This window comes from Aestuarium zhoushanense (assembly GCF_056431045.1).
The window spans coordinates 165,864-189,476 of record NZ_JBWKMA010000023.1 but is presented as its reverse complement, the minus strand read 5'-3'; the positions used below and the strand labels follow the sequence as shown (position 1 = coordinate 189,476).

Below are 23,613 nucleotides of genomic sequence, written 5' to 3'. Positions count from 1 at the left end.
TATCTCGGGGTCGCCTATACGCGGCCCCATGATGACCAATGCGAAAATCACACTGATTCGACGCCGACGCTAATTTTTAGCGCCGTGCGCCTTTTTGCGCATCCATCTGACTTCCTTATACATTGACACGCCTTTGCCCCTGCGGCACCAATCAGGCTTCTATTTACAAAGGGTTTATCCATGATCCCCTCAGTCTTGCCGACTTATAACCGTGCACCTCTGTCTTTCGTCTCTGGCGAAGGCTCTTGGCTGGTGGAGGCATCGGGCCGACGTTATCTCGACCTTGGGGCAGGGATTGCGGTGAACGCTCTTGGCCATGCGCACCCTGATCTGGTGGCAGCCCTGACGACCCAAGCGAACGCGCTGTGGCACGTGTCGAACCTTTATAACATTCCGGCTCAGCAGGAATTGGCGGACCGTCTGGTCGCGGCGACCTTTGCGGATACCGTGTTCTTTACCAACTCGGGGACAGAGTCTTGCGAACTCGCCGTGAAAATGGCGCGGAAGTATCACTACGAAAAAGGCCAGCCAGAGCGCACGACCATCATTGCGTTCGAAGGATCGTTCCACGGTCGTTCGTCGGCTGGTATCGCTGCGGCAGGGTCCGAGAAAATGACCAAGGGCTTTGGCCCGCTCCTGCCTGGGTTCAAGCACCTGAAATGGGGGGATCACGACGCGCTGACCGCTGCGGCGGCAGAGGCTGATGTCGGTGCGATCCTGATCGAGCCTGTTCAGGGTGAGGGCGGCATTCGTCCGCTTCCCGATCAGTGCCTGAAGGGTCTGCGCGATCTGTGCGACCAGCACGGCATCCTTTTGATCCTCGACGAGGTTCAGTGCGGCATGGGCCGGACGGGTAAACTCTTTGCGCATGAATGGTCAGGCGTGACGCCTGACATCATGATGGTCGCCAAAGGCATCGGCGGTGGTTTCCCGCTGGGCGCCGTTCTGGCCACTGAAAACGCGGCATCTGGCATGACGGCAGGCACCCACGGGTCGACCTACGGCGGCAACCCTCTTGCTTGCGCGGTTGGGAACGCGGTGATGAAGGCCATCGCGGATGATGCGTTTTTGGCAGAGGTGAACCGTAAGGCGGCCCTGCTGCGTCAAAAGCTCGAAGGTTTGGTCGCGGCACACCCAGATGTATTCGAGGGCGTGCGTGGGTCTGGTCTGATGCTCGGCCTTAAATGCAAAGTCACCAACACCGATGTGGTTAAAGCGGGCTATGACGCTGGCGTTCTGACCGTTCCTGCGGGTGACAACGTGCTGCGCCTTTTGCCAGCTTTGAACATTACCGACGAAGACATTTCCGAGGCTGTTACACGCCTCGACACAACTGCAACGAAACTGGAGCAAGCCTGATCGTCTGATGGCATTGAACCTTCGCGGGTGAAGGGCGCAGCCCCGATCCCGACGACGAAAGAAAACACTATGAAACACTTCCTTGATATCCACACCACCTCGCCCGAAGAACTGCGAACGATCATTGATAACGCCAAAGCGATGAAAGCGGCTCGTAACGGTCGCCCCAAAGGATCGGCTGACGACGATAAACCGCTCGACGGTCGCATGGTCGCGCTGATCTTTGAAAAGCCGTCGACCCGTACTCGCGTGTCGTTCGATGTGGGTGTGCGCCAAATGGGCGGTCAGACGATGGTGCTGTCTGGTGCGGATATGCAGTTGGGCCATGGTGAGACGATTGCAGACACCGCGCGGGTTCTGTCGCGCTACGTGGACATGATCATGATCCGCACGTTCGAAGAGCAAACGCTGCTAGAGATGGCTGAGTACGCGACCGTGCCTGTGATCAACGGTCTGACCAACCGCACCCACCCCTGCCAGATCATGGCTGACATCCAGACCTTCGAAGAGCACCGCGGTTCCATCGCGGGCAAAAAGGTCGTCTGGTCGGGTGACGGCAACAACGTTTGCGCGTCCTTTATCCACGCGGCTGGGCAGTTCGGGTTTGATCTGACCTTCACAGGTCCGTCCTCGCTCGACCCCGAAGCAGTGTTTGTCGAAGAGGCCCGCGCCAAAGGGGCGAATATCGTGATTGAACGCGATCCGATGAAAGCCGTTGAAGGTGCCGATCTGGTTGTCACCGATACTTGGGTGTCGATGCATGACCCCGTATCTGCACGCGAGCGCCGTCATAATCAGCTGCGGGGCTATCAGGTAAACGAACAGTTGATGGCAGCGGCAAAGCCTGACGCGTTGTTCATGCACTGCTTGCCTGCGCACCGCGATGATGAGGCGACCAGCGCCGTGATGGATGGTCCGCATTCGGTGATCTTTGACGAGGCAGAAAATCGTCTACACGCTCAGAAGGCTGTGATGCGTTGGTGCTTGGGTCTGTGATCTAGTCGTTAGTTCGAAATGAAAAAGGCGGGCCCGATGGCCCGCCTTTTGTGTTTGGTTTGATGGTCTTGATTAGCTGCCAAAGATTCCGTTGAGCACGTAGAACACAACAGCCGACAGGCCAGCCGCTGCGGGCACGGTAATGACCCAAGCCGCGACGATGGTCATGAAGTGGCTACGACGCACCAGTTTGCGGCGGCGACGCTCTTCGGGGGCGAGGCGTTTCGCTTCTGGCATATCGAGGTTCAGCTTACGCGCGCGGCGGCTGTGATCCCATTCGCGATAGAAGCCCACACCGAACACACCACCAACCGCGATGTGGGTCGACGACACAGGCAGACCCAGCCAGCTCGCAACGATCACGGTGATCGCAGCAGAGAGAGCCACACAGTATGCGCGCATCGGGTTCAGTTTCGTGATCTGAGAGCCAACCATGCGGATGAGCTTGGGACCAAAGGTGACGAGGCCGAACGAAATGCCCAACGCACCGATCACCATAACCCAGATCGGAATGTGCACTTTGCCAGCGATTTCACCGAACTCTTGGGTGTGAACGATTGCGGCCAGCGGACCAACAGCGTTCGCCACGTCGTTCGCGCCGTGCGCAAAGGACAGCAGCGCCGCAGAGATGACCAGCGGCAGACCGAACAGCACCTTGAGCGATTTGTTACGGTTCTCTAAGCCTTGGGATTTCTTGCGGATGTAAGGCGACGACAGAAGGTATGTCGCAACACCCACAGCCAGACCGATCAGCAGAGCCGGCCCGAGGTCGATGGAGATCAGCTTTTTCAGGCCCTTCACCGCGAGGTAAACCGCAAAGACGCCAGCCATGATGCCGATTAGCACAGGCACCCAACGGCGTGCGGCTGCGATTTTGTCCTCACGATAGATGATGAAGGTTTTGATGAACCACAGGAACAGCGCAGCAATCGCGCCGCCCAGCACAGGTGAAATCACCCAGCTCGCCGCGATTTGGCCCATCGACGTCCAGTTCACGGTGGCCAGACCTGCCGCCGCGATACCAGCGCCCATTACGCCGCCAACAACAGAGTGGGTCGTGGACACAGGCGCGCCGATCCAAGTCGCAAGGTTCACCCAGAGCGCTGAGGACACCAGCGCGGCCATCATCGCCCAGATGAACATCATCGAGCTGTCAAAGCTCGCAGGATCGATAATCCCCTTTGAGATCGTCGAGACAACATCCCCGCCAGCCAGCAGAGCGCCAGCGCTTTCGCAGAGGGCAGCGATGACAATCGCGCCGCCCATAGTCAGCGCATTCGCGCCCACCGCAGGCCCCATGTTGTTCGCAACGTCGTTCGCCCCGATGTTGAGCGCCATGTAAGCGCCAAAGACCGCAGCAGCTACGACCACAGCCGAACCTGAGCCTAGGCCGAACACGAATGCCGCGGCAAAGCCAGCCAGCACCATAAAGGTCAGACCGAGCCCGAAGCCGATCATGGGACGCGACACATACAGTGTTGCCGTTTCGAGCGTCGAAATCCGGTTAAGATCGCGATCGAGGGTTTTCCAGCTCGACTTGTCTTCTGAGGTCATCAGATTGGCCCGTCATAAAAGTGTTACAATTGGCAAGTCGGGTAAGGATTACCCGATACGATTGCAACCATTTCTTTGCGGCACTATCCGTTAAGGGTTCGCAAAAATTCGGCCATATCGGCGTCTTCAACGAACTCTGCGGCACGGTCAAACGGCACCCATTTGCGCTTGCGCTTGTCCTTCTCGGGAAATTTGTTGGCCAGTTTTTCGACCTCGATCGCGTAGACATAGACGCGGCAGTCCCGCTCTATCCCGTTATCGACCGTCTTTTTCCCATCATAGGTGCCGACAGGTTCCTTTGCAGCGCGCGCGTTTTTGACGCCCGCCTCTTCCCATGCTTCTTGTAGTGCGGTCTGCGAACCGCTCATCCCGTCGATGGGCCAACCTTTGGGAAGAATCCAACGACCATTAGACGATGTGACCAAAAGCACCTCATCACCGGACTTGGTCTCACGCATGCACAGCGCCGCAATCTGAACCAACGCGGGGCGGTTCAGCATCGGGGACACGACTTCGGTCCAGGCTGTGCGCAAAAAGGGTACCATATATCCGCCTAGGGACGTTTATATTTCGTTGGCTAAGCCTTATCAGAGCACCCAGAGAGAGGCAAACAACGAACCCGAAAAGGACGTTTTTAAATGACTCAAATTGCCAACCTTGGCCTCTATGGCCTCGGAACAATGGGCAGCGCTCTTGCGCTCAATATCCTCGACAACGGATTTGCGCTCCATGTTGCCAACCGTTCCGCCGATGTCACCGCTGAATTTGTTGCCGAAGCGGGCGATCTCGCTGCAAAATTGACCTCGCACGCGAGCCTTACGGATATGGCGCGCAACATGCCAGCGCCCCGTGCGATCATCTTGATGGTTCCTGCGGGCAATCCCGTCGAATCTTCGATCGAAGAACTTTGTGATCTTCTCGAGCCGGGTGACACGATCATCGACGCAGGGAACACCGATTTCCACGACACCCGTCGCCGCACCGCTCTGGTCGAAGGCCGTGGCCTGACCTTTATCGGCATGGGCGTTTCGGGAGGCGAAGAAGGTGCCCGTCACGGTCCGTCGATCATGGTCGGCGGCACGCCCCAAGCATGGGCTGGTATCCGCCCCGTCATCGAAGCCATTGCGGCAAAGTTCAACGGCGAGGCTTGCGCCGATCACCTTGGCCCCGATGGGGCAGGGCACTTTGTCAAAACCGTGCATAACGGCATCGAATACGCTGACATGCAGATGATCTCTGAACTCTACGGGATCATGCGCTACGGTCAGGGCATGTCGCCTGCTGAGATCGGTGCACGTTTTGAATCGTGGGACACCGGCGCCCTGCAATCTTATCTCGTGGAAATCACGGGTAAGGTTCTTCAGGCCGTTGATAGCAAAACGGGAGCGCCCGCGGTTGACGTGATCCTCGACCGCGCTGGTCAAAAGGGCACAGGCCGCTGGACCCTGATCGAAGCGCTCCGCCTCGGCCAGTCGGCCTCCGCGATCGAAGCTGCTGTCGCGGCGCGGTCGTGGTCGTCGGAAAAAGAAACCCGCATCGACGGTGAAGCGATCCTTTCGGGCACCCGCTCCGCCGTTGACCTGTCAGAGCAAGACTACGCCGATGCGCTCCTTGCGGCACGTATCATCGCCTACGCTCAAGGTTTCCGGCTCTTGGCCGCCGCATCTGAGGAATACAACTGGTCGCTCGACTTCGCTCGTATCTCCGAGATCTGGCGTGCTGGCTGCATCATTCGTTCGGCTCTGCTCGATGATATTTCCGCAGCCTTCCGTGGCGAAATGCCCAAAGGACAGCTGGTCTTTGCGCCTGCCTTTGCGGAACGCTTGAAGGCTACTGTGCCAGCGCTCCGCCGTGTGGTCGCCGCTGCGGTCCTGAACGGCCACCCAGTGCCCGCATGTGCTTCGGCGCTTTCGTTCATCGACACCCTGTCGATGGCACGTGGAACCACCGACCTCATTCAAGCCCAGCGTGACTTCTTTGGTATGCACGGGTTTGAACGCATTGATGGCGGCGCTGGCCACCACGGCCCTTGGTGGGACTGATCGTCCTGCCTTTGTGCTGTAAATATCTCGGGGGTTAGGGGGCAGAGCCCCCTTGCGCCGCGCCAGCGGCGCCCCCTAAACACCTAACATGACACTTCCCATCGACTCCGCCCTGCCTGACCTGATCGACGCGCTCCGTGTCGAAGGCCGCGCCGTGCTACAGGCACCCCCGGGGGCGGGTAAAACCACGCGGGTGCCATTGGCGCTGCTTGAGGCTTCTGTCACCGATGGCAAGATCATTATGCTTGAACCGCGTCGTCTTGCGGCTCGTGCAGCGGCGGAACGTTTGGCGGAACAGCTTGGTGAAAAGACGGGCCAGACGGTCGGTTACCGAATGCGCGGCGATAGCAAGGCGGGCAGCAGGATCGAAGTCGTCACCGAAGGCATCCTGACCCGCATGATTCAATCCGATCCTGAGCTTTCGGGTATTGGCGCGATCATCTTTGACGAATTTCACGAACGCAGCCTGAACGCAGACCTTGGCCTCGCGCTGACATGGGAAATTCGGCAAGCCCTGCGTGATGACCTGATCTTGGTCGTTATGTCCGCGACGCTGGATGCAGAACCCGTCGCGCGGTTGTTGGACAACGCGCCGATGATCACCTCAGAGGGGCGCGCCTATCCCGTCGAGCTGGTCTATTTGGAGCGTCCGCTCGACAAAATCCGCCGTCTTGAAATGGCAACTGCGGACCTGATCGTTGAGGCTGTGGCTCAAACGGATGGCGGCGTTTTGGTGTTTCTCCCTGGCGAAGGTGAAATCCGTCGGACAGAGGCCGCGTTGCAGGGGCGTTTGCCCAAAGGGTGCGAGGTGCGACCGCTCTATGGTGCGCTGCCCTTCGCCCAGCAACGCGCCGCGATTGCGCCTGTCTTAAGCGGGAGAAAGATTGTTCTCTCTACCTCTATCGCGGAAACCTCGCTGACGATTGAGGATATTCGCGTTGTCGTCGATGCGGGGCGTGCGCGGCGGTCGCGCTATGACCCGTCGTCTGGCATGGCGCGGCTTGTCACCGAACGCGTGTCCAAGGCCGAAGCGACCCAGCGTGCAGGCCGTGCGGGTCGCGTCGCTGCGGGCACCTGTTTCCGCCTCTGGACCAAAGGTGAGGATGGCGCGTTGCAAGCCTTCCCTCCAGCAGAGATCGAAGCGACCGATTTGGCGGGTCTCGCCTTGGAAATGGCGCTGTGGGGCGCCGCTGATCTGCCGTTCCTCACCCCTCCGCCCGAAGGCACCTTGGCCGAGGCGCAGGCGCTCTTGCATCAACTGGGCGCGTTGGACGCTGACGGTCGGATCACCGATCACGGCAGGCTCATCGCCGCGATGCCGTTGCACCCACGGCTCGCCCATATGCTGGCGGTTGCGGGTAAACAGGCCGCGCCATTGGCCGCGCTTTTGGCGGATCGCGATCCGATGATTGGCGGGCAAACGGACCTCATGTTGCGACTTCGTGCCATCCGAACCGGCGAAGGCAACGTGAACCGCAGCGTGCTGGATCGGATCAAGGTCGAGGCGAAACGCTTTGCCCAAATGGCTGAGCAAAAGCCCACGTTGTCACCCGCAGAGATGGCGGCCTTGGCCTATCCTGATCGTGTCGGCCTACGTCGGTCGGGCGATGCACCGCGCTATATCCTGTCAGGCGGCAAGGGTGCTGTGATGCCTGATGGCGATGGCCTCGCTGGGCAACGGTTGATCGTTGCGACCGACCTCGACGGAAACCCGCGTGAGGCCAAAATCCGTCAGGCGCTGGCCATTTCAGAGAGTGAACTCCGTGGCCTCTTTTCGGATCAGATCGCATGGACGGATGTGTGCGAATGGTCCAAACGGGATCGTCGGGTGAAAACGCGCCGCGTTGAGATGTTTGGCGCGCTCCCCCTCGATGATCGGCAGTGGTCCGAGGCCAGCGAAGAGGCGATTGCCCGTGCGATGCTGCACGGTGTGCGTGACCTCGGCTTGCGGTTGGATGGGGCTGCGGCGCGGCTCTGTGCGCGGGTCGAATTGGTGCGTGCGGGCGGCGCTGACTTGCCCGCGATGGACGCTGATAGCCTCATGTCTGGGCTAGAGGATTGGTTGCTGCCGCATCTAAACGGCGTCCGCTCTGCTGATGATTGGAAACGGTTCAACCCGCATGACGCCCTGCGCGGCATGCTGTCGTGGGACCAGTTGCAGGTCTTGGATCAGGCAGCCCCATCGCATTTTGAAACGCCGCTGGGGCGAAAAATCCCGATTGATTATGACGGGGAACATCCGCAGATCACACTGCGATTGCAGGAAATGTTCGGTGTGACGCGCCATCCGACCGTTGGGAAAACGCCGCTGCGTGTGACGCTGCTCTCGCCGGGTCAAAAGCCCGTGCAGGTCACGATGGATATTCCGGGGTTCTGGGCCAATTCCTACGCAGATGTGCGCAAAGACATGCGCGGCCAATATCCCAAACACCCGTGGCCCGAAGATCCGACAACGGCTGACCCGACCTTGCGGGCCAAACCGCGCGCCCGTTAATCCCGAGCGCGAAGAACCGCACCGGGGTTCATAATGCCCTGCGGATCGAGCGCGTCTTTGATCGCACGCATCATCGAGAGCTTCATCGGATCGGAGTATTTCTCAAGGTCATCGACCTTGAGCCGCCCAATACCGTGTTCTGCACTAACCGAACCGTCGAATTTGTGAACCATGTCGTGGACGGTCGTTTTTATCGCGCCGCGCAGGTTTTCATAATCCGCGCGGGTTCGGCCTTGGGTTGGGAAAACGTTGAAGTGCAGGTTACCGTCGCCCAAATGGCCAAAGCAGTTGATGCGGAAATCACCGACCTGGGCGAGGGCGGCGGTGGCCTCAACGATGTAGTCAGGGATTTTCGACAGCGGCACAGAGATGTCATGCGATGAGACCGACCCGATGCGGCGGTTCGCTTCGGGGATGTTTTCGCGGATCGACCAAAACGCCTGACGCTGGGCCTCAGACTGGGCAATCACACCGTCACTGACCAGATCGGCCTCGGATGCAGCGACAAACAGCGTCTCAAGCGCCTCTTGTGGCTGGAAACCAGCTGGCAAACCTAGGTCGATGAGGACGAACCATTCTGGCGTCTCGGCAAAGGGTTTCGCGACCTCTGGGCCGACCTCATCCAAGAACGCGATGCCTTGCTTGCTCATCAGTTCAAAGGCAGAGATGCCTTCGCCGATTTGCGCTTGTGCCAGCGCCAAAAGGTCGAGCGCCGCCGCGGGCGACGGTACAACCATCAGCGCGGTCCCATGTGTGGCAGGACGCGGGGACAGTTTCAGCGCGGCACCTGTGATGATGCCAAGGCTCCCCTCGGACCCGATTATCAGGTCGCGCAAGTCATAGCCTGTGTTGTCCTTGCGCAGTCGGGTCAGGCCGTTCCAGACCTCGCCGCTCGCCGTGACGACTTCGAGGCCCAGAACCTGAGCGCGGGCGTTGCCATAGCGCAAGACGTTCAAACCGCCCGCATTGGTGCCAAGCAGCCCGCCAATCCGCGCCGATCCTTCAGAGGCGAGCGAGAGGGGGAACAGGCGTTCTACGCCCTCCGCAGCCGCCTGAACGTCCGCCAAAATGCAGCCCGCGTCACAGACGAGCACGTTTTCAGTCGGGTAGATGTCACGAACACGGTTCATCCGCTCAAGGCTGAGGACAACAGGCACGGGGCCGTCTTCCATCAGCTGGCCGCCGACCAAACCAGTGCCGCCAGAGTAGGGGACGATGCCAACCTTATGCGCGGCGCAGAGTTTGACGATCTCAGCGACCTCTGCTGTGCTGGACGGCGCAACAACGACACCCGTCCCCATGAACCGCCCGCGCGGTTCACGCAGGTAGGGGTCCGTATCGTCCTTGATCAGCAGATCAGGGATGGCAGATTTTAGGAGGGAAACAAAAGTATCGTCAGCAGAGTTCAGCATTGGCCTAAATTTGCCTTACCGCGGCGATCCGCGCGGAGGTTTGCGTAAAGGACGTGGTTACGCCAGCGTCCGTTAATTTCGAGGTAACTTTGTGCGACGCCTTCGTATTTGTAACCGCAGCTTTCGAGCAAGCGGCGCGAGGGCGTGTTTTCGGGCAAACAGCCCGCTTCGATCCGGCTCAGGTCTAGTTCGACAAAGGCGTAATGCACCAGCGCATCAATCGCTTCGCGCATGTAGCCGTTGCGGGCATAGCGTTGGCCGATCCAATAGCCTGCGGTGCCAGCTTGGGCAGGGCCACGGCGGATATTGTCGAGCGTGATCGCCCCGAGGAGCGCTTGATCCTCACGGCGAATGAGGAACAGCGGAACGGCGGTGCCATTAGCGAGCGACCGTTGGGACCAATACACACGGTTGGTAAAGGCCTTGCGGCTCAGGTGGTCCTTGGACCACTCTGGTTCCCATGGGGTCAGGAACTCGCGGCTCTCTTGCCGAAGGTCCGCCCACTGGCGCCAGTCGCCATGATCTGGCAGCCGCAATGTCATGCGGTCTGTCTCCAGCCTGACCTTGCGACGCCGCCCCAGCATTATGCAACGAGCCTTGATTTCAGAGTGTCCAGATCGGGTGCATTTTGGCCAGGACCATAGATCGCCATAGCCATCTCTGCCTCACCCGCCATCTTGCCCGCAAACTCGCGAACCTCCTGTACGGACACGTTGTCGATCATCGCAACGGTTTCTTCGAGGTCGATGATGCGGCCCTTGGAATAGAGCATGTGGACCAGACGTTCGGCACGGTTCGACGGTGTTTCCAGACCCATCAACAGACCCGCTTTCATCTGAGCACGGGCACGAGCAACTTCGGCTTCGGACATGTCGTCCGCGGCACGCTTCATCTCGTCCATCGTGATCTGCGACAGCTGCGCGATGTCGTCTGCGGAGGTGCCCGCGTAGATCGTCATCATGCCGGTGTCGGCATACGCGCCGGTCTGAGCAAAAATGGAATAGCAGAGGCCACGGTTTTCGCGGATTTCTTGGAACAGACGGCTGGAAATACCGCCGCCCAGAGCCGACGAGTAAATCTGTGCGGTAAAGATATCCCGACCGAGATAATCCGGACCTTCAAAGCCCAATGTGAAATGGACCTGCTCTAGCGCTTTCAACTCGCGCTTTTCGCCGCTGCGGAAGGTGGCTGGAATCACGGTCTGGAGGTTCGGGCGCGATTTCATGCCGCCAAAGATCGCCTCAGCCTGTTTAACGATCGCATCATGGTCCACGGCCCCAGCAGCCGACAGGATCATACGGTCGGGCGCGTAGTGTTCATCCATGAACCCTTGCAGGTCATGGTTTTGAAACGCCGACACACGTTCAGACGGACCTAGGATGGTGCGTCCAAGCGGCTGATCGGGATAAGCGGCCTCTTGCAGCCAATCAAAGACGATATCGTCGGGCGTGTCGTAGGACAGACCGATTTCTTGGAGGATCACGCCGCGTTCGACATCCACGTCATGCGGATTGAACACAGGGTTCATCAGAATATCGCCGATAATGTCGAGCCCAAGCGTCACGTCCTCTTCGAGAACGCGCGCGTAATAGGCCGTCATTTCGCGGCTGGTGTAGGCGTTGATATAGCCGCCTACGTCTTCGATCTGTTCGGCAATCTGCAACGCGGTACGGTTCGTCGTTCCCTTGAACGCCATATGTTCAAGGAAATGCGCGATGCCGTTCTGTTCGATCCGTTCGTGGCGTCCACCTGCCAAAACCCAAACGCCGATAGAGGCGGATTTTAGGCTGGGCATGGCTTCGGTTACGATACGGAAGCCGTTGGATAGTGTGTGAGTGCGGATGGTCAACGCGCGCGACGCTCCCGAATGATAGCTTGCAGGGCGTCCATGTCGTTGGCGACGCGTGTGACCCGTTCATCACGGTCATACAGGTCTGCCATGCGCGGGGGAAGAGGTGGGCGAATACCGCTCGCTTTTTCCACGGCGTCTGGGAACTTTGCTGGATGCGCGGTCGCCAATGTGATCATCGGGGTCGCGCCGAGGAAATCCTCGGCCACTTTCACGCCAACAGCCGAGTGCGGGCAGAGAAGTTCGCCCGACGCTTTGATCTGCGCACCGATGGTTGCGAGGGTTTCATCCTCGGACGCGCGGCCAGAGTTGAAGGTGTCCTTGAGCATGTCATAGGCGCCTTGGGAAATGGTGAATTCCCCTTTGTCCTTGAGGTCAGCCATCGCCTGAGCGGTCACTGCACCGTCACGGCCATAGGCATCAAACAGCGCGCGTTCAAAGTTGGACGAGACCTGAATATCCATCGACGGGCTGATCGAGGGGGTCACGCCCTCTTTCTTTTGAACGCCAGTTGCCAATGTGCGGTGCAGGATGTCGTTCTGGTTCGTTGCGACGACCAGACGGTCGATCGGCAGGCCCATCTTCTTAGCGATATAGCCCGCGAAGATGTCACCAAAGTTGCCTGTCGGCACGGTGAACGACACCTTGCGATGCGGTGCGCCGAGGCTCACTGCGGAGGAGAAGTAGTAAACGACCTGAGCCAGAACGCGGCCCCAGTTGATCGAGTTCACCCCAGCGAGGTGAACCTCATCACGGAAATCAAAGTCGTTGAACATGTCCTTCAGCGCGGCCTGACAATCGTCAAAGTCGCCATCCACAGCCAGCGCGTGAACGTTCGATTCTGACGGGGTGGTCATCTGACGGCGCTGCACCTCGGATACGCGGCCATGCGGGAACAGGATGAACACATCGACGTTGTCCAGACCACGGAATGCCTCAATCGCGGCAGAGCCTGTGTCGCCCGAAGTCGCGCCAACGATAGTGATCCGCTTGCCCGAACGGGCCAGCGCGAATTGCATCATCTGACCGATCAGCTGCATCGCGAAGTCTTTGAACGCGAGGGTCGGGCCGTGGAACAGTTCCAGCAGGAAGTGGTTCGGCGCGAGTTGCACCAGCGGTGCGCGAGCGTCGTGACCAAACCCGGCGTAGGCTTTTTCGATCAATCCTTTGAACTCTTCGTCGGTGAAGGTGTCAGCGACAAACGGCTTCATCACGGCAAAGGCGATCTCTTCGTAGGATTTGCCAGCCAGCGCAGCGATCTCGTCCTTGGTCATCGTCGGGACGGTTTCAGGGACATAGAGGCCACCATCACGGGCAAGGCCAGTCATCATCGCCTCTTCGAACGTAAGGGCGGGGGCCTGTCCACGGGTCGAGATATAGCGCATCGGTCAGTCCTTCTTAGAATCTTTGGAGGAGCGGTAGAGGAAATACCCAGTCATTACAGCCCAAACAAAGGCCAACAGGAACCAAGTAATTGCATATTCGCGGTGATCATTTTTGATCCCCGCTGTGTTTACGGGAACGATGGTAACACGCGGGTCTGGTGCCGTTGTAGTGCGCAGGGCGACCATCAGGGGCTCGGTCCCCAGTGCCTCTGCCATCGCAGCAGTGTCGCGGGCGAACCAGATATTCGCGTTAAGGTCTGGGGCAGGGGAGGTCGCCGCCGCGTCGTCAGGCCAGAACAAGTTGCCCGTGATGGTCTGTTCGGTCAGCACTGGTGCAATGGATTTTGCGTCCAGCGGCATCACGCCCATATCCACCATGATCCGACGGTCATCATTCGTGACCCATGCCGAAATCACGCGGTATCCCGTGCCTGCAGCAGAGCCAGACGACAGAACATGTAGCTCTTGGCCGGTTGGCGTGCCCGTCAGCGTCACAGCGATATACTCGCCGTCGGCTTCGGTCGCGGTGGCGGGCAGGGGGATCGCAGGGGCCGCGATGCGGCTCTCCATCTCAGCTAGGAGTTCTTGCTTCCAGTCGAGCCGTTGCATCTGCCATGTGCCGAGCGACAGCAGGACGGCCAAGCCACCCAAACCGAAGGTCAACAAAAAGAGAATTCGACGCATCCGAACGTCCTTTGTAAACGAAACCGCGCGAGGCAGTCCCCGCGCGGTCATTGTCCTGTCATGGGCGGCGGGTCAAGTCCCGCCTGCGCAAACCTTAGGCTTGGCCCCAGATGTAGACTGCTGCGAAGAGGAACAGCCATACAACGTCAACGAAGTGCCAGTACCAAGCTGCTGCTTCGAAACCGACGTGCGATTCAGGCGAGAAGTGTCCACGAGTTGCACGGATCAAGCAGACGGTCAGGAAGATCGTACCGATGACGACGTGGAAACCGTGGAAGCCAGTTGCCATGAAGAAGGTGTTGTAGAACACGTCACCCGACAGCGACCAACCCATGTGCACGATCAGTTCGTAGTATTCATATACCTGAAGAATGGTGAAGAATACGCCGAGGATGATACCGATGGTCAGGCCCTGAACGAGGTCTTTGCGGTTGTTTTCGTGCACCAGCGCGTGGTGTGCCCAAGTCACAGCAGCACCCGAGCAGAGCAGGATCAGAGTGTTGATCAGCGGCAGGTGGAATGCATCAACCGGAACAATGGACGGCTCTACGTAGGAGGTGCCTGCGTAGGTGAACATCGGATACATTTGGGTTTTGAAGAACGCCCAGAACCATGCAGCGAAGAACATAACTTCGGACATGATGAACAGGATTACGCCGTAGCGCAGACCGATGCGAACAACCGCGGTGTGGTCGCCAGCTTTGTTCTCTTTCACGGTGTCAGCCCACCATGCGCCTGCGGAGTAGAGCGACGCAACGAGGCCGATCAGGAACATCCAAGGCATGTCGTTCGCCATCCACATGACGGCGCCGAACAGCATGATGAAGGCCGCTACAGCCGAAGCGAACGGCCAGATCGACGGCGGAAGAATGTGGTAGTCGTGGTTCTTAGCGTGAGCCATGTCAGTGTTCCCTGCGGCTGGTCTTTAGTTAAGTTTGGTGTCGGCGGGTGCCGTATCGGACAGTGCTGCCGTATCTTGGTCCGGCAGCGGGATTTCAAAGAATGTATAGCTGAGCGTGATTGTATGCACGTATTTTGCGTCCCGATCATCAACGATCGCGGGGTCTACAAAGAAGCTCACGGGCATGACCACGGTTTCACCTGGCTGCAAAACCTGTTCGGTAAAGCAGAAACATTCGATCTTATCAAAGAAACCACCTGCCTCGTAGGGGACGACGTTATAGGTCGCCTGACCCGCAACGGGGCGGTTCGAGGTGTTGGTTGCTTCGTAATAGGCAAGCGCGGTTTGACCGATTTTTACGGTCATCTCGCGCTGAACGGGTTTGAATGACCACGGCAAGGATGGATCGGTCGACCCGTCGAAGCGGATTTTCATCTCGCGATCGAGGATCACATCGCTTGCGGTTTCGACGACATTGGTCGCGCCGCCAAAGCCAGTGACCTTACAGAACCAGCTGTAAAACGGAACCGACGCCCAAGACAACGCACCCATGACGACCACAACTGTCACCAGCTGGAGCACCGTGCGTTTAGCGCCTTGAATGTTTGGGAACAATTTCACTGACCAGCCTCCGTAGTAGCGGGGGTGTCCATCGGCAGAAGAGCCGGACGCAAAACGTGGTCGTTGCTTTCGAACTTACGAGCGTCGCCCAGTTCGAGAACCTTCACAACGGTCAGGCCAAAGACCAAGCCAACGAATGCCAGCAGCACGATCAGCAGGCCGTAGTTGCGGCCTTTGCGGCGTGTGTGGAGTTCGTGTTCAACGCGGATAGTCATTAGAAGCCACCAATCCCTTGAGTGCGCAGAGCTGCATCAATCATCAGGGCTGCAAAATGGAGGAACAAATAGGCGAGCGACACTTTGAACGCCGAACGTTCCGCAGCAAAGCTGTCTGCCTCTGCAGCCTCTTCGTCACGGCGCCATACGGCGTAGCATGCCTTGAGGAACCACAGGTTCATGATGATCGCGGTTGCGAGGTAAACCCAGCCGCCGATCGAAGTGAATACGATAGCCATCGACACAGGGATCAGCGCAATCATGTAACCCATGATGTGGTTACGGGTGACGCGGCGACCGTGTGTTTCGGTCAGCATAGGTACGCCAGCGCGGCCGTAGTCGGATTTAACAAAGATCGCCAGCGACCAGAAGTGCGGCGGGGTCCACATAAAGATCAGCGCGACCATCAAAACCGATTCGATGGTGATGCCGCCAGTCGCAACCGCCCAGCCGATCATCGGCGGCAGCGCGCCAGACAGGCCACCGATCACGATGTTCTGCGGTGTCGAGCGTTTAAGCCAAATCGTATAGACGACGGCGTAAAAGAAAATGGTGAACGCCAGCAGACCAGCGGCCAGCCAGTTCGACGCCAGACCCAAGAGCACAACCGAAAACCCGCTGAGCGCAAGGCCGATGGCCAGTGCTTCTTCGGGCTGAACGCGGCCCGAGGGGATCGGGCGGTTCGAAGTGCGCTTCATGATACGGTCAATGTCAGCATCCCACCACATGTTCAGCGCCGCCGAAGCGCCGCCGCCCACTGCGATGCACAAGATGCCAACAAAAGCGATGAAGGGGTGCACAGGCACAGGAGCCACGATCAGACCAACCAGCGCGGTAAACACCACGAGCGACATCACGCGGGGCTTCAGCAAAGCGATGTAATCGCCCATGCTGGCTTCGCGGGTGGTCTCTGGCAAGCTGGCGTCGGTCATTCGCGGCTCTTCTTACGAGGTAATGGGGTGAAGCGAAGGGCGGGAAATCCCGCCCGTTCGTGTTCTGTAGTCGGCAAGGACAGGCCCTGCCGCGCGGCGATTAGGCCGGGTATTCTTCTTTCGCAGCAGCCAGCCACTCATCGTACGCTTCTTGGCTGACAACTTTCAGAGTGATCGGCATGTAAGCGTGGTCTTTGCCGCAGATTTCCGAACACTGGCCGAAGTAGATGCCTTCAACTTCAGGTGCGAACCACAGCTGTGCCAGACGACCAGGAACAGCGTCCTGTTTTACGCCCATGGCCGGCAGAGCGAAGGAGTGGATCACGTCCGCGCCAGTGACTTGCATCACGATGGTTGCGCCAACCGGAACAACGATTGCGGTATCGGTAGCCAGAGCAAAGAGCGACGGATCGTAGCCGAAGTTCTCCATCAGCGCATCCATAGCTTCGTCGCGAACGAACGGAGCGATTTCCGGACCTTCGTAGCCCATCGGAACCGAAGACGGGTGACCGATCATGTAGCTGTCGAACGCAATGCCATCATCAACGTATTCGTAAGACCAGTACCACTGGTTTCCGGTGACCTTGATGGTGATGTCACCTTCAGGGAATTCCTGCTGCTTGAACAGGATCGGCAGCGAGAACGCACCGATGAACACCAGAATAACGATCGGAATAACGGTCCAAGCGATTTCGAGTGGCGAGTTGTGGGTGAAGGTCGCTGGTGTCGGGTTTGCGCGGCGGTTGTAGCGCACAATCACGATAGCCAGCAGAGCCACGACGAACAGGGTGATAACGGTGATGATCGCGAGGATCATACCGTCGAGCCACTGTAGGTCACGTGCGAGTTCGGACGCAGCAGGCTGGAAGCCCATGCCACCTGGTGTCGGCGCACCGATTACTTCAAGTTGTTGGTTCACTTCCTGCGCTTTCGCAGCAACGCCAGCCAGTGCAAGGCCAGCGGCAGCGGAAAGCTTGGAGACAAAATTGGTCAATCGCATCTTTAACCCTGTGCTTTTAGGGGCACTGATGCCCCTCCCCTTAGTGTGGTACCCAAGAGAACAATCTCCGGAATCCCATTGTATCCAGCGTTGCATGTCCCATATCCTGCGACACAACTCAAGAACCACAAGGGCGGCATATTGTCCTTTTTTGACCTATGTCAAAGATAATATCACGAAAGCAAAATATGAAAACCGATCACTTCCGCCCCTTCGAAACCTCTCTGGATCAGGATCAAGCCCTTGTTTTGTTGCGTGAAGCGACTGCTGGGGCCGATGATGGAGAGCTTTTTCTCGAACGGCGTCGCGCGGAAGTTTTGACTTTAGACGATGGTCGCATCAAAACAGCCAGCTACGATTCTTCTGAGGGTTTCGGCCTCCGCGCCGTGCGGGGAGAGACGGCAGGCTACGCGCATTCGACAACAATCGACGAATCTTCGCTGAAAAGAGCGGTCGCGACGGCCCGTTTGGCTGTGGGCGACGGCGGCGGCACTTTGGCGGTCGGTCCAAAGCCCACCAACGTCAAACTATATAGTGACGTTGATCCCATCGCGCAGGCGACCTTTCCGGCAAAGATCGACGTGCTGAACGAAATTGATGCCTTTGCGCGTGATTTGGACAGTCGGGTTGTGCAAGTGACCGCATCCCTTGCGGCCTCTCTGCAAGAGGTCGTGATTCTGCGGCCCGAAGGCACCATCGTTACCGACATTCGCCCCATGAGCCGCGTAAACGTCTCTGTCATCGTCGAGGATGCGAACGGGCGCCGCGAGTCTGGGGGCCACGGTGGTGGTGGCCGCGAAGGGCTGATCGGTCTGATCTCTCGCGACCACTGGGAACCTGCCGTACGTGAGGCATTGCGCGTTGCTCTGGTAAATCTGGAGGCCGAGGCAGCACCTGCGGGCGTGATGGATGTTGTCCTTGGGCCGGGTTGGCCGGGGGTTCTACTCCACGAGGCTGTCGGTCATGGCCTCGAAGGTGATTTTAACCGCAAAGGCACCAGCGCGTTTTCGGGGCGTGTCGGCCAGCAGGTCGCGGCCAAAGGCGTCACCGTTCTGGATGACGGCACCATTCCGGGGCGTCGCGGGTCGATCACCGTCGATGACGAAGGCACGCCGTCTGGCAAAAACGTCCTGATCGAGGACGGTATCCTCGTCGGCTACATGCAGGACCGTCAAAACGCGCGATTGATGGGCGTAGAGGCAACAGGAAACGGTCGCCGCGAAAGCTTTGCCCACCTGCCGATGCCGCGCATGACCAACACTTATATGTTAGGTGGCGACGCTGACCCCGCAGCGATCCTCGCCGATCTAAAGGACGGCATTTATGCTGTGGGCTTTGGCGGCGGTCAGGTGGATATCACCAACGGCAAGTTCGTGTTCTCTTGCACCGAAGCCTACCGCGTTAAAAACGGTGTGGTCGGCGCCCCTGTTAAAGGTGCGACCCTGATCGGCGACGGTCCGACCGCGATGGGCCAAATCCGCGCGATTGGTAACGACATGGCTCTCGACCCTGGTATCGGCAACTGCGGTAAGGCAGGTCAGTGGGTTCCCGTAGGTGTAGGACAACCAACGCTAATGGTCGGCGGCCTGACGGTCGGCGGCGCGGCGTCTTAAGCGGCGTGTTCTGTCCCTCGTGGTGCGGAGAACGCCTGCCCTCTATCGATCGGGCGCTTACGAACCATGCCTTCAGTGTCCAGAAGCATTTAATCCTGAATAGTCCCGCGTCGTTTACCGGACATTAATGATGAGCGGTTAGAACTCCATCCTGCAGCAGATGGAGCACAGGATGACCGGAACCCCACGTTCTTCCACTCACCCCCCACTCCCACCCACCACGGAAGCCGACCGGTTTAACCGTCTCCGTCTGCTGCGATCTCGTCGGGTCGGTGTCGCGACTTTTCACCGACTGATCGCGGAGCATGGTTCTGCCGAGGTCGCCCTAGAGGCTTTGCCAGAAGTCGCGCGCGCAGCGGGTGTCACCGATTACGCGATCTGTCCCGAAGGCGTCATTCACGCGGAACTCAAAGCCGCCCGCGCTGTCAAAGCGCGGATGCTGTGCCTCGGCGATCCAGACTATCCCGCGTCACTGGCTACATTAGACGACGCCCCACCGATCCTCTGGGCGGTTGGCGATACGTCCCTTTTGACTCGCCCGATGGTCGCGCTGGTTGGTGCCCGCAATGCGTCCTCATTGGGCACGCGGATGGCGCGGAAACTCGCGGCGGACTTATCGGCGGCGGGGTATGTCGTCGTGTCAGGCCTCGCCCGCGGTGTGGATGCTGCCGCGCATCATGCTGCAATTGACGCGGGCACCGTTGCCGTATTGGGCGGCGGCGTTGATGTTATCTATCCCAACGAAAACGCCGAACTGTTTCATGCCATCGGCGCCAAAGGTCTGCGCCTGTCCGAACAACCGATCGGCCTGCAACCCCAAGCCCGCCATTTCCCCGCACGCAATCGCATCATCTCTGGCCTCAGTCGCGCCGTTGTCGTGGTTGAAGCGGCTGCGAAGTCGGGCAGTCTGATCACCGCCGAAAACGCTCTGGCCCAAGGGCGAGAGGTCTTTGCCGTTCCGGGGCATCCGTTTGATGGGCGGGCAGGGGGCTGCAATGCATTAATCCGCGATGGTGCGACGTTGATCCGTGGGGCCGAGGACGTGATCGCGGGTCTGACGCCATTGGTGGAAGAAGCGCCTGAATTGCCTCTCGCCCCGATCCCGCAGCCCCAGCGCAGTTTTGAAGACAGCAAGGCCCTGCACAAGCAAATCTTATCCCGCCTCGGGCCATCGCCAATCGCAGAGGATCAGTTGATCAGGGACATGAAGTCAGCGCCAAGCCTCATTGCGCCTGCGCTGATCGCTCTTGAACTAGACGGGGCGATCCAACGACATGTTGGCGGGTTGTTGTCGCGCCTTTAGTTGCAACCGTAGTCCAACAGGTTGCCCCACCCCGCGCAAATGTCCTTGCGTTGCCACCAAACGTCCGTCGCAAACGCGGCCCAGTCGTAGACCTTCCAGCCCGCTCCGCTGCGTTCATAGAACACATTTATATCGGTGTGGTCGTTCACGCCGAACATGATGTCTTTGGCTGCGGGTGCGCGGGTTAGGTCAATTTGCCCACCGCCCGGTCGCTGCGCCGTCAGCCACGCATAAGCGTGATCGCCTTGAACAAGTAAGTCGTGCACCACGAACTCAACAGGTGCGCCGAATACGGACTCCGCATAGGGGCGGGCGGTGTTCATCAGCTCAGATCTGAGGTTAGTTCCACGTTCTGGAGTAAAGACCTGCTCGGCCATCGCGCCAATCGGAAGAGCGACAAGCGCAGCCATGGTGACGAATTTGAAAGTCATCAAAATACCCTCCCAACCAATCAGACCTTAGTTTGAAGTTATTTTGACAGTGTCGCTATGACCTTGATCAAGGGTGAGAAATGGGTGCATTGACATTCCACTGCGATAGCACACATGTTGCCGCGCCATACGCAAAAGCCTTTTCTTACGGAGTTCCCATGCCAGTTGTTGTTGTCGAATCCCCGGCTAAAGCCAAGACAATCAACAAATATCTTGGATCGGACTACACGGTTTTGGCATCCTACGGTCACGTCCGCGACCTGCCTCCGAAAGACGGCTCTGTCGATACCGACGCCAATTTCGAGATGAAATGGGAAGTCGCGAATGATAGCAAAAAGCACGTTAAGGCGATTGCTGACGCGCTCAAGGACGACGACGTTCTTATTCTCGCAACCGACCCTGATCGCGAAGGCGAAGCCATCAGCTGGCACCTGCAAGAGACCCTGACCACGCGTCGCGCGATTAAGAAATCGACGACCGTGAGCCGCGTGACATTCAACGCGATCACCAAGAATGCTGTGACGGAGGCGATGAAAAACCCGCGTCAGGTCGACACCCATCTGGTTGAGGCCTATCTGGCCCGCCGTGCGCTGGACTACCTTGTTGGGTTTAACCTCTCGCCTGTTCTGTGGCGCAAGCTCCCCGGTTCTAAATCGGCAGGCCGCGTGCAGTCCGTATGTCTGCGCCTGATCGTTGAACGCGAGATGGAGATTGAGGCCTTCAACCCCCAAGAATACTGGACCGTGAAGGCTGTTCTTGCGAACCCGCGCGGTCAACAGTTCGAGGCGCGTCTGACATCGTTCGCGGGCAAAAAGCTCGACAAATTTGATATTTCGACGGCGGCGCAGGCTGAACTGGCTGCCGCTGCGATTTCGAGCCGTGATCTGACGGTTCAGTCGGTTGAGGCAAAGCCTGCCAACCGTAACCCGTCCCCGCCCTTCATGACCTCGACGCTCCAGCAGGAAGCCTCGCGCAAGTTCGGTATGGGTGCTCGCCAAGCGATGAGCGCGGCCCAGCGTTTGTATGAGGCTGGTCTGATCACTTACATGCGTACCGACGGTATCGACATGGCACCTGAGGCGGTCATGGCCGCGCGCGATGCGATCAAAGAAAAGTTCGGCGAAAAATACCTGCCGTCCAGCCCGCGCATGTATAAAAACAAGGCGAAGAACGCGCAGGAAGCGCACGAATGTATCCGCCCAACGGATATGTTTATGTCGCCCGAAAAGGTTAAAATCTCGGATGCGGATCAGCAGAAGCTCTACGATCTGATCTACAAACGCACCATCGCGAGCCAGATGGCTGCCGCGCAAATGGAACGCACCACGGTCGATATTGCTTCGGCTGATGGTCAGGTCATCCTGCGTGCCACGGGTCAGGTCGTTCTGTTCGAAGGCTTTATCGCCGTTTACGAAGAAGGTCGCGACGACAGCGTTGTGGATGACGACGACAAACGTCTGCCGCTCCTCGCTGCTGGCGACAAAACCGATAAAAAAGAAGTTCTGCCAGAGCAGCACTTCACCCAGCCGCCGCCGCGTTACACCGAGGCGACATTGGTTAAAAAGATGGAAGAGCTGGGGATTGGTCGCCCGTCCACCTATGCCTCTATCGTGACCACGATTCAGGACCGCGATTATGTGACTAAAGATAAAGGTCGCCTAATCCCGCAAGACAAAGGCCGTTTGGTCACCGTCTTCCTGTCGAACTACTTTAAAAAGTATGTGGAGTATGACTTCACGGCGAGCCTCGAGAACGAACTCGACGAGGTGTCGGCGGGCGAGGTGGATTACCACGACCTGCTGCAACGCTTCTGGAAGGACTTCTCGGCTGCGATTGCGGAAACGTCCGAACTTCGGATCACCGAGGTGCTCGATAAGATCAACGAGGTTCTCGAACCGCATCTCTTCCCAGCCAAAGAGGACGGCAGCGATCCGCGTGCTTGCCCGAACTGTGGCGCTGGGCGACTGTCCATGCGGACGGCGCGGTCTGGTGGTGCGTTCATCGGCTGTTCGAATTACCCAGAATGCCGCTTTACCCGTCCGTTCGGCCCTCCGGGGATGGAGCAAACGGGCATCGGTCCTGACGGCAAATTGCTGGGTCACGATGACGGCGATCCAATCTCACTCCGCGATGGTCGCTATGGCCCCTATGTCCAACGTGGTGAAGCCTCTGAGGATTTCCCGAAGCCCCCGCGTGCAAGTCTGCCGAAAGGCTGGACGACGGACTCAATCGATCTTGATAAGGCACTGATGCTGCTGAACCTGCCGCGCGAAATCGGCCCGCACCCCGAAGATGGTGTTGTGGTCGAGGCAGGCATCGGTCGCTTTGGTCCGTTTGTGAAACACGGCACGACTTATGCGAACCTCAAAGAGGTTGATGAGGTCTTTGACATCGGTATGAACCGCGCCGTCGAAGTGCTGGCCCTGAAAAAGGCAGGTCGTGGTGGCCGTGAAGCTGCGAAACCGCTCAAGGAACTGGGTGATCACCCAGATGGCGGTGCTATGGCGGTCATGTCGGGGCGTTATGGTCCCTACATCAAATGGGAGAAGGTCAACGCGACACTGCCCAAAGACGTAGACCCAGAGTCGGTGACGGTCGAACAAGCGATTGAACTGGTAAACGAAAAAGCCGCGAAGTCTGGCAAGAAACGCAAGGCCCCCGCAAAAAAGGCTGCAGCGAAAAAGCCCGCCGCCAAGAAGGCCACAGCGAAAAAAGCGCCAGCGAAAAAAGCAGCTAGCGACGAATGACACAGAACGGCGGGCCAAGGCTCGCCGCTTTCTTTTGCAGGTGCAGAAAAAACCACGGGACAGCGGCGATTTTTT

The 23,613-nt window shown here is 58.5% G+C and carries 20 protein-coding genes; 7 read left to right on the top strand and 13 right to left on the bottom strand.

Annotation, left to right across the window (positions count from 1 at the left end; translation table 11 throughout):
• Positions 1-180 precede the first annotated feature (180 nt).
• Positions 181-1,359: an aspartate aminotransferase family protein gene (locus AC07ED_RS12465; RefSeq protein ID WP_105234215.1), complete on the top strand. Its 1,179-nt coding sequence runs from the start codon at positions 181-183 to the stop codon at positions 1,357-1,359.
• A gap of 69 nt (positions 1,360-1,428) precedes the next feature.
• Complete coding sequence (argF, locus tag AC07ED_RS12460) at positions 1,429-2,355, top strand: ornithine carbamoyltransferase (protein ID WP_105234216.1); 927 nt, start codon at positions 1,429-1,431, stop codon at positions 2,353-2,355.
• Between the two features lie 72 nt (positions 2,356-2,427).
• Here argF and AC07ED_RS12455 read toward each other — a convergent pair whose 3' ends face one another.
• On the bottom strand, positions 2,428-3,909 hold the full coding sequence (locus tag AC07ED_RS12455) for an inorganic phosphate transporter (RefSeq protein WP_105234217.1): 1,482 nt from the start codon (positions 3,907-3,909) through the stop codon (positions 2,428-2,430).
• An 83-nt stretch (positions 3,910-3,992) separates the two neighbouring features.
• Positions 3,993-4,454 carry an NUDIX hydrolase gene (locus tag AC07ED_RS12450; protein ID WP_067550770.1) on the bottom strand — a complete coding sequence of 154 codons (462 nt, stop codon included), beginning with the start codon at positions 4,452-4,454 and terminating at the stop codon, positions 3,993-3,995.
• 93 nt (positions 4,455-4,547) lie between these two features.
• Here AC07ED_RS12450 and gndA point away from each other — a divergent pair, with 93 nt between their 5' ends.
• Both gndA and hrpB read left to right on the top strand, forming a co-directional pair.
• Positions 4,548-5,951, top strand: a complete 1,404-nt coding sequence (gene gndA, locus AC07ED_RS12445) for an NADP-dependent phosphogluconate dehydrogenase (RefSeq protein WP_105234218.1) — start codon at positions 4,548-4,550, stop codon at positions 5,949-5,951.
• A gap of 88 nt (positions 5,952-6,039) precedes the next feature.
• Positions 6,040-8,445 (top strand): ATP-dependent helicase HrpB, encoded by a 2,406-nt coding sequence (gene hrpB / locus AC07ED_RS12440; RefSeq protein ID WP_105234219.1) that lies wholly within the window; start codon positions 6,040-6,042, stop codon positions 8,443-8,445.
• Here the strand turns inward: hrpB and AC07ED_RS12435 are convergent.
• The 10 genes from AC07ED_RS12435 to coxB form a co-directional block, all read right to left on the bottom strand.
• Positions 8,442-9,857 carry an FAD-binding oxidoreductase gene (locus AC07ED_RS12435; RefSeq protein WP_105234220.1) on the bottom strand — a complete coding sequence of 472 codons (1,416 nt, stop codon included), beginning with the start codon at positions 9,855-9,857 and terminating at the stop codon, positions 8,442-8,444. The two genes, hrpB and AC07ED_RS12435, sit on opposite strands and share 4 nt — an antisense overlap.
• Positions 9,851-10,441 carry a GNAT family N-acetyltransferase gene (locus AC07ED_RS12430; protein ID WP_067550767.1) on the bottom strand — a complete coding sequence of 197 codons (591 nt, stop codon included), beginning with the start codon at positions 10,439-10,441 and terminating at the stop codon, positions 9,851-9,853. Before AC07ED_RS12430 ends, AC07ED_RS12435 begins: the two co-directional genes overlap by 7 nt.
• A complete protein-coding gene (locus tag AC07ED_RS12425) occupies positions 10,441-11,706 on the bottom strand; it encodes a M16 family metallopeptidase (RefSeq protein WP_105234221.1) in 1,266 nt (421 codons plus the stop codon). The genes AC07ED_RS12430 and AC07ED_RS12425 overlap by 1 nt, the downstream gene beginning before the upstream one ends.
• Positions 11,703-13,091: a threonine synthase gene (gene thrC / locus AC07ED_RS12420; RefSeq protein WP_105234222.1), complete on the bottom strand. Its 1,389-nt coding sequence runs from the start codon at positions 13,089-13,091 to the stop codon at positions 11,703-11,705. Before thrC ends, AC07ED_RS12425 begins: the two co-directional genes overlap by 4 nt.
• A 3-nt stretch (positions 13,092-13,094) precedes the next feature.
• Complete coding sequence (locus AC07ED_RS12415) at positions 13,095-13,775, bottom strand: SURF1 family protein (RefSeq protein WP_105234223.1); 681 nt, start codon at positions 13,773-13,775, stop codon at positions 13,095-13,097.
• Between the two features lie 94 nt (positions 13,776-13,869).
• Positions 13,870-14,676 (bottom strand): cytochrome c oxidase subunit 3, encoded by an 807-nt coding sequence (locus tag AC07ED_RS12410; RefSeq protein ID WP_105234224.1) that lies wholly within the window; start codon positions 14,674-14,676, stop codon positions 13,870-13,872.
• A 24-nt stretch (positions 14,677-14,700) separates the two neighbouring features.
• Positions 14,701-15,297: a cytochrome c oxidase assembly protein gene (locus tag AC07ED_RS12405; protein ID WP_105234225.1), complete on the bottom strand. Its 597-nt coding sequence runs from the start codon at positions 15,295-15,297 to the stop codon at positions 14,701-14,703.
• Positions 15,294-15,512 (bottom strand): hypothetical protein, encoded by a 219-nt coding sequence (locus AC07ED_RS12400; RefSeq protein WP_105234226.1) that lies wholly within the window; start codon positions 15,510-15,512, stop codon positions 15,294-15,296. The genes AC07ED_RS12405 and AC07ED_RS12400 overlap by 4 nt, the downstream gene beginning before the upstream one ends.
• Positions 15,512-16,444 carry a heme o synthase gene (gene cyoE, locus AC07ED_RS12395; RefSeq protein WP_105234227.1) on the bottom strand — a complete coding sequence of 311 codons (933 nt, stop codon included), beginning with the start codon at positions 16,442-16,444 and terminating at the stop codon, positions 15,512-15,514. Before cyoE ends, AC07ED_RS12400 begins: the two co-directional genes overlap by 1 nt.
• Positions 16,445-16,544: 100 nt before the next feature.
• Entirely contained in the window at positions 16,545-17,444 is a 900-nt protein-coding gene (gene coxB, locus AC07ED_RS12390) for a cytochrome c oxidase subunit II (protein WP_105234228.1), read from the bottom strand.
• A 188-nt stretch (positions 17,445-17,632) separates the two neighbouring features.
• Here coxB and tldD point away from each other — a divergent pair, with 188 nt between their 5' ends.
• The gene (gene tldD / locus AC07ED_RS12385) at positions 17,633-19,057 is read left to right on the top strand and encodes a metalloprotease TldD (protein WP_105234229.1); all 1,425 of its coding nucleotides are present in this window, start codon (positions 17,633-17,635) and stop codon (positions 19,055-19,057) included.
• Positions 19,058-19,229: 172 nt separating this feature from the next.
• Positions 19,230-20,360 carry a DNA-processing protein DprA gene (gene dprA / locus AC07ED_RS12380; RefSeq protein ID WP_105234230.1) on the top strand — a complete coding sequence of 377 codons (1,131 nt, stop codon included), beginning with the start codon at positions 19,230-19,232 and terminating at the stop codon, positions 20,358-20,360.
• On the opposite strand, the gene AC07ED_RS12375 is transcribed toward dprA, so the two are convergent.
• The gene (locus tag AC07ED_RS12375) at positions 20,357-20,791 is read right to left on the bottom strand and encodes a hypothetical protein (protein ID WP_105234231.1); all 435 of its coding nucleotides are present in this window, start codon (positions 20,789-20,791) and stop codon (positions 20,357-20,359) included. The genes dprA and AC07ED_RS12375 overlap by 4 nt on opposite strands.
• A 158-nt stretch (positions 20,792-20,949) precedes the next feature.
• On the opposite strand from AC07ED_RS12375, the gene topA reads away from it, so the two are divergent.
• Positions 20,950-23,538, top strand: coding sequence for a type I DNA topoisomerase (topA, locus tag AC07ED_RS12370; RefSeq protein WP_105234232.1), 2,589 nt, complete (start codon positions 20,950-20,952; stop codon positions 23,536-23,538).
• Positions 23,539-23,613 lie beyond the last annotated feature (75 nt).

Bases quoted from the DNA above. Each gene is read 5' to 3' on its own strand.
- AC07ED_RS12465 (WP_105234215.1), top strand. From the start codon at position 181: ATGATCCCCTCAGTCTTGCCGACTTATAACCGTGCACCTCTGTCTTTC.
- argF (WP_105234216.1), top strand. From the start codon at position 1,429: ATGAAACACTTCCTTGATATCCACACCACCTCGCCCGAAGAACTGCGA.
- AC07ED_RS12455 (WP_105234217.1), bottom strand. From the start codon at position 3,909: ATGACCTCAGAAGACAAGTCGAGCTGGAAAACCCTCGATCGCGATCTT.
- AC07ED_RS12450 (WP_067550770.1), bottom strand. From the start codon at position 4,454: ATGGTACCCTTTTTGCGCACAGCCTGGACCGAAGTCGTGTCCCCGATG.
- gndA (WP_105234218.1), top strand. From the start codon at position 4,548: ATGACTCAAATTGCCAACCTTGGCCTCTATGGCCTCGGAACAATGGGC.
- hrpB (WP_105234219.1), top strand. From the start codon at position 6,040: ATGACACTTCCCATCGACTCCGCCCTGCCTGACCTGATCGACGCGCTC.
- AC07ED_RS12435 (WP_105234220.1), bottom strand. From the start codon at position 9,857: ATGCTGAACTCTGCTGACGATACTTTTGTTTCCCTCCTAAAATCTGCC.
- AC07ED_RS12430 (WP_067550767.1), bottom strand. From the start codon at position 10,441: ATGCTGGGGCGGCGTCGCAAGGTCAGGCTGGAGACAGACCGCATGACA.
- thrC (WP_105234222.1), bottom strand. From the start codon at position 13,091: ATGCGCTATATCTCGACCCGTGGACAGGCCCCCGCCCTTACGTTCGAA.
- AC07ED_RS12415 (WP_105234223.1), bottom strand. From the start codon at position 13,775: ATGCGTCGAATTCTCTTTTTGTTGACCTTCGGTTTGGGTGGCTTGGCC.
- AC07ED_RS12410 (WP_105234224.1), bottom strand. From the start codon at position 14,676: ATGGCTCACGCTAAGAACCACGACTACCACATTCTTCCGCCGTCGATC.
- AC07ED_RS12400 (WP_105234226.1), bottom strand. From the start codon at position 15,512: ATGACTATCCGCGTTGAACACGAACTCCACACACGCCGCAAAGGCCGC.
- cyoE (WP_105234227.1), bottom strand. From the start codon at position 16,444: ATGACCGACGCCAGCTTGCCAGAGACCACCCGCGAAGCCAGCATGGGC.
- coxB (WP_105234228.1), bottom strand. From the start codon at position 17,444: ATGCGATTGACCAATTTTGTCTCCAAGCTTTCCGCTGCCGCTGGCCTT.
- tldD (WP_105234229.1), top strand. From the start codon at position 17,633: ATGAAAACCGATCACTTCCGCCCCTTCGAAACCTCTCTGGATCAGGAT.
- dprA (WP_105234230.1), top strand. From the start codon at position 19,230: ATGACCGGAACCCCACGTTCTTCCACTCACCCCCCACTCCCACCCACC.
- AC07ED_RS12375 (WP_105234231.1), bottom strand. From the start codon at position 20,791: ATGACTTTCAAATTCGTCACCATGGCTGCGCTTGTCGCTCTTCCGATT.
- topA (WP_105234232.1), top strand. From the start codon at position 20,950: ATGCCAGTTGTTGTTGTCGAATCCCCGGCTAAAGCCAAGACAATCAAC.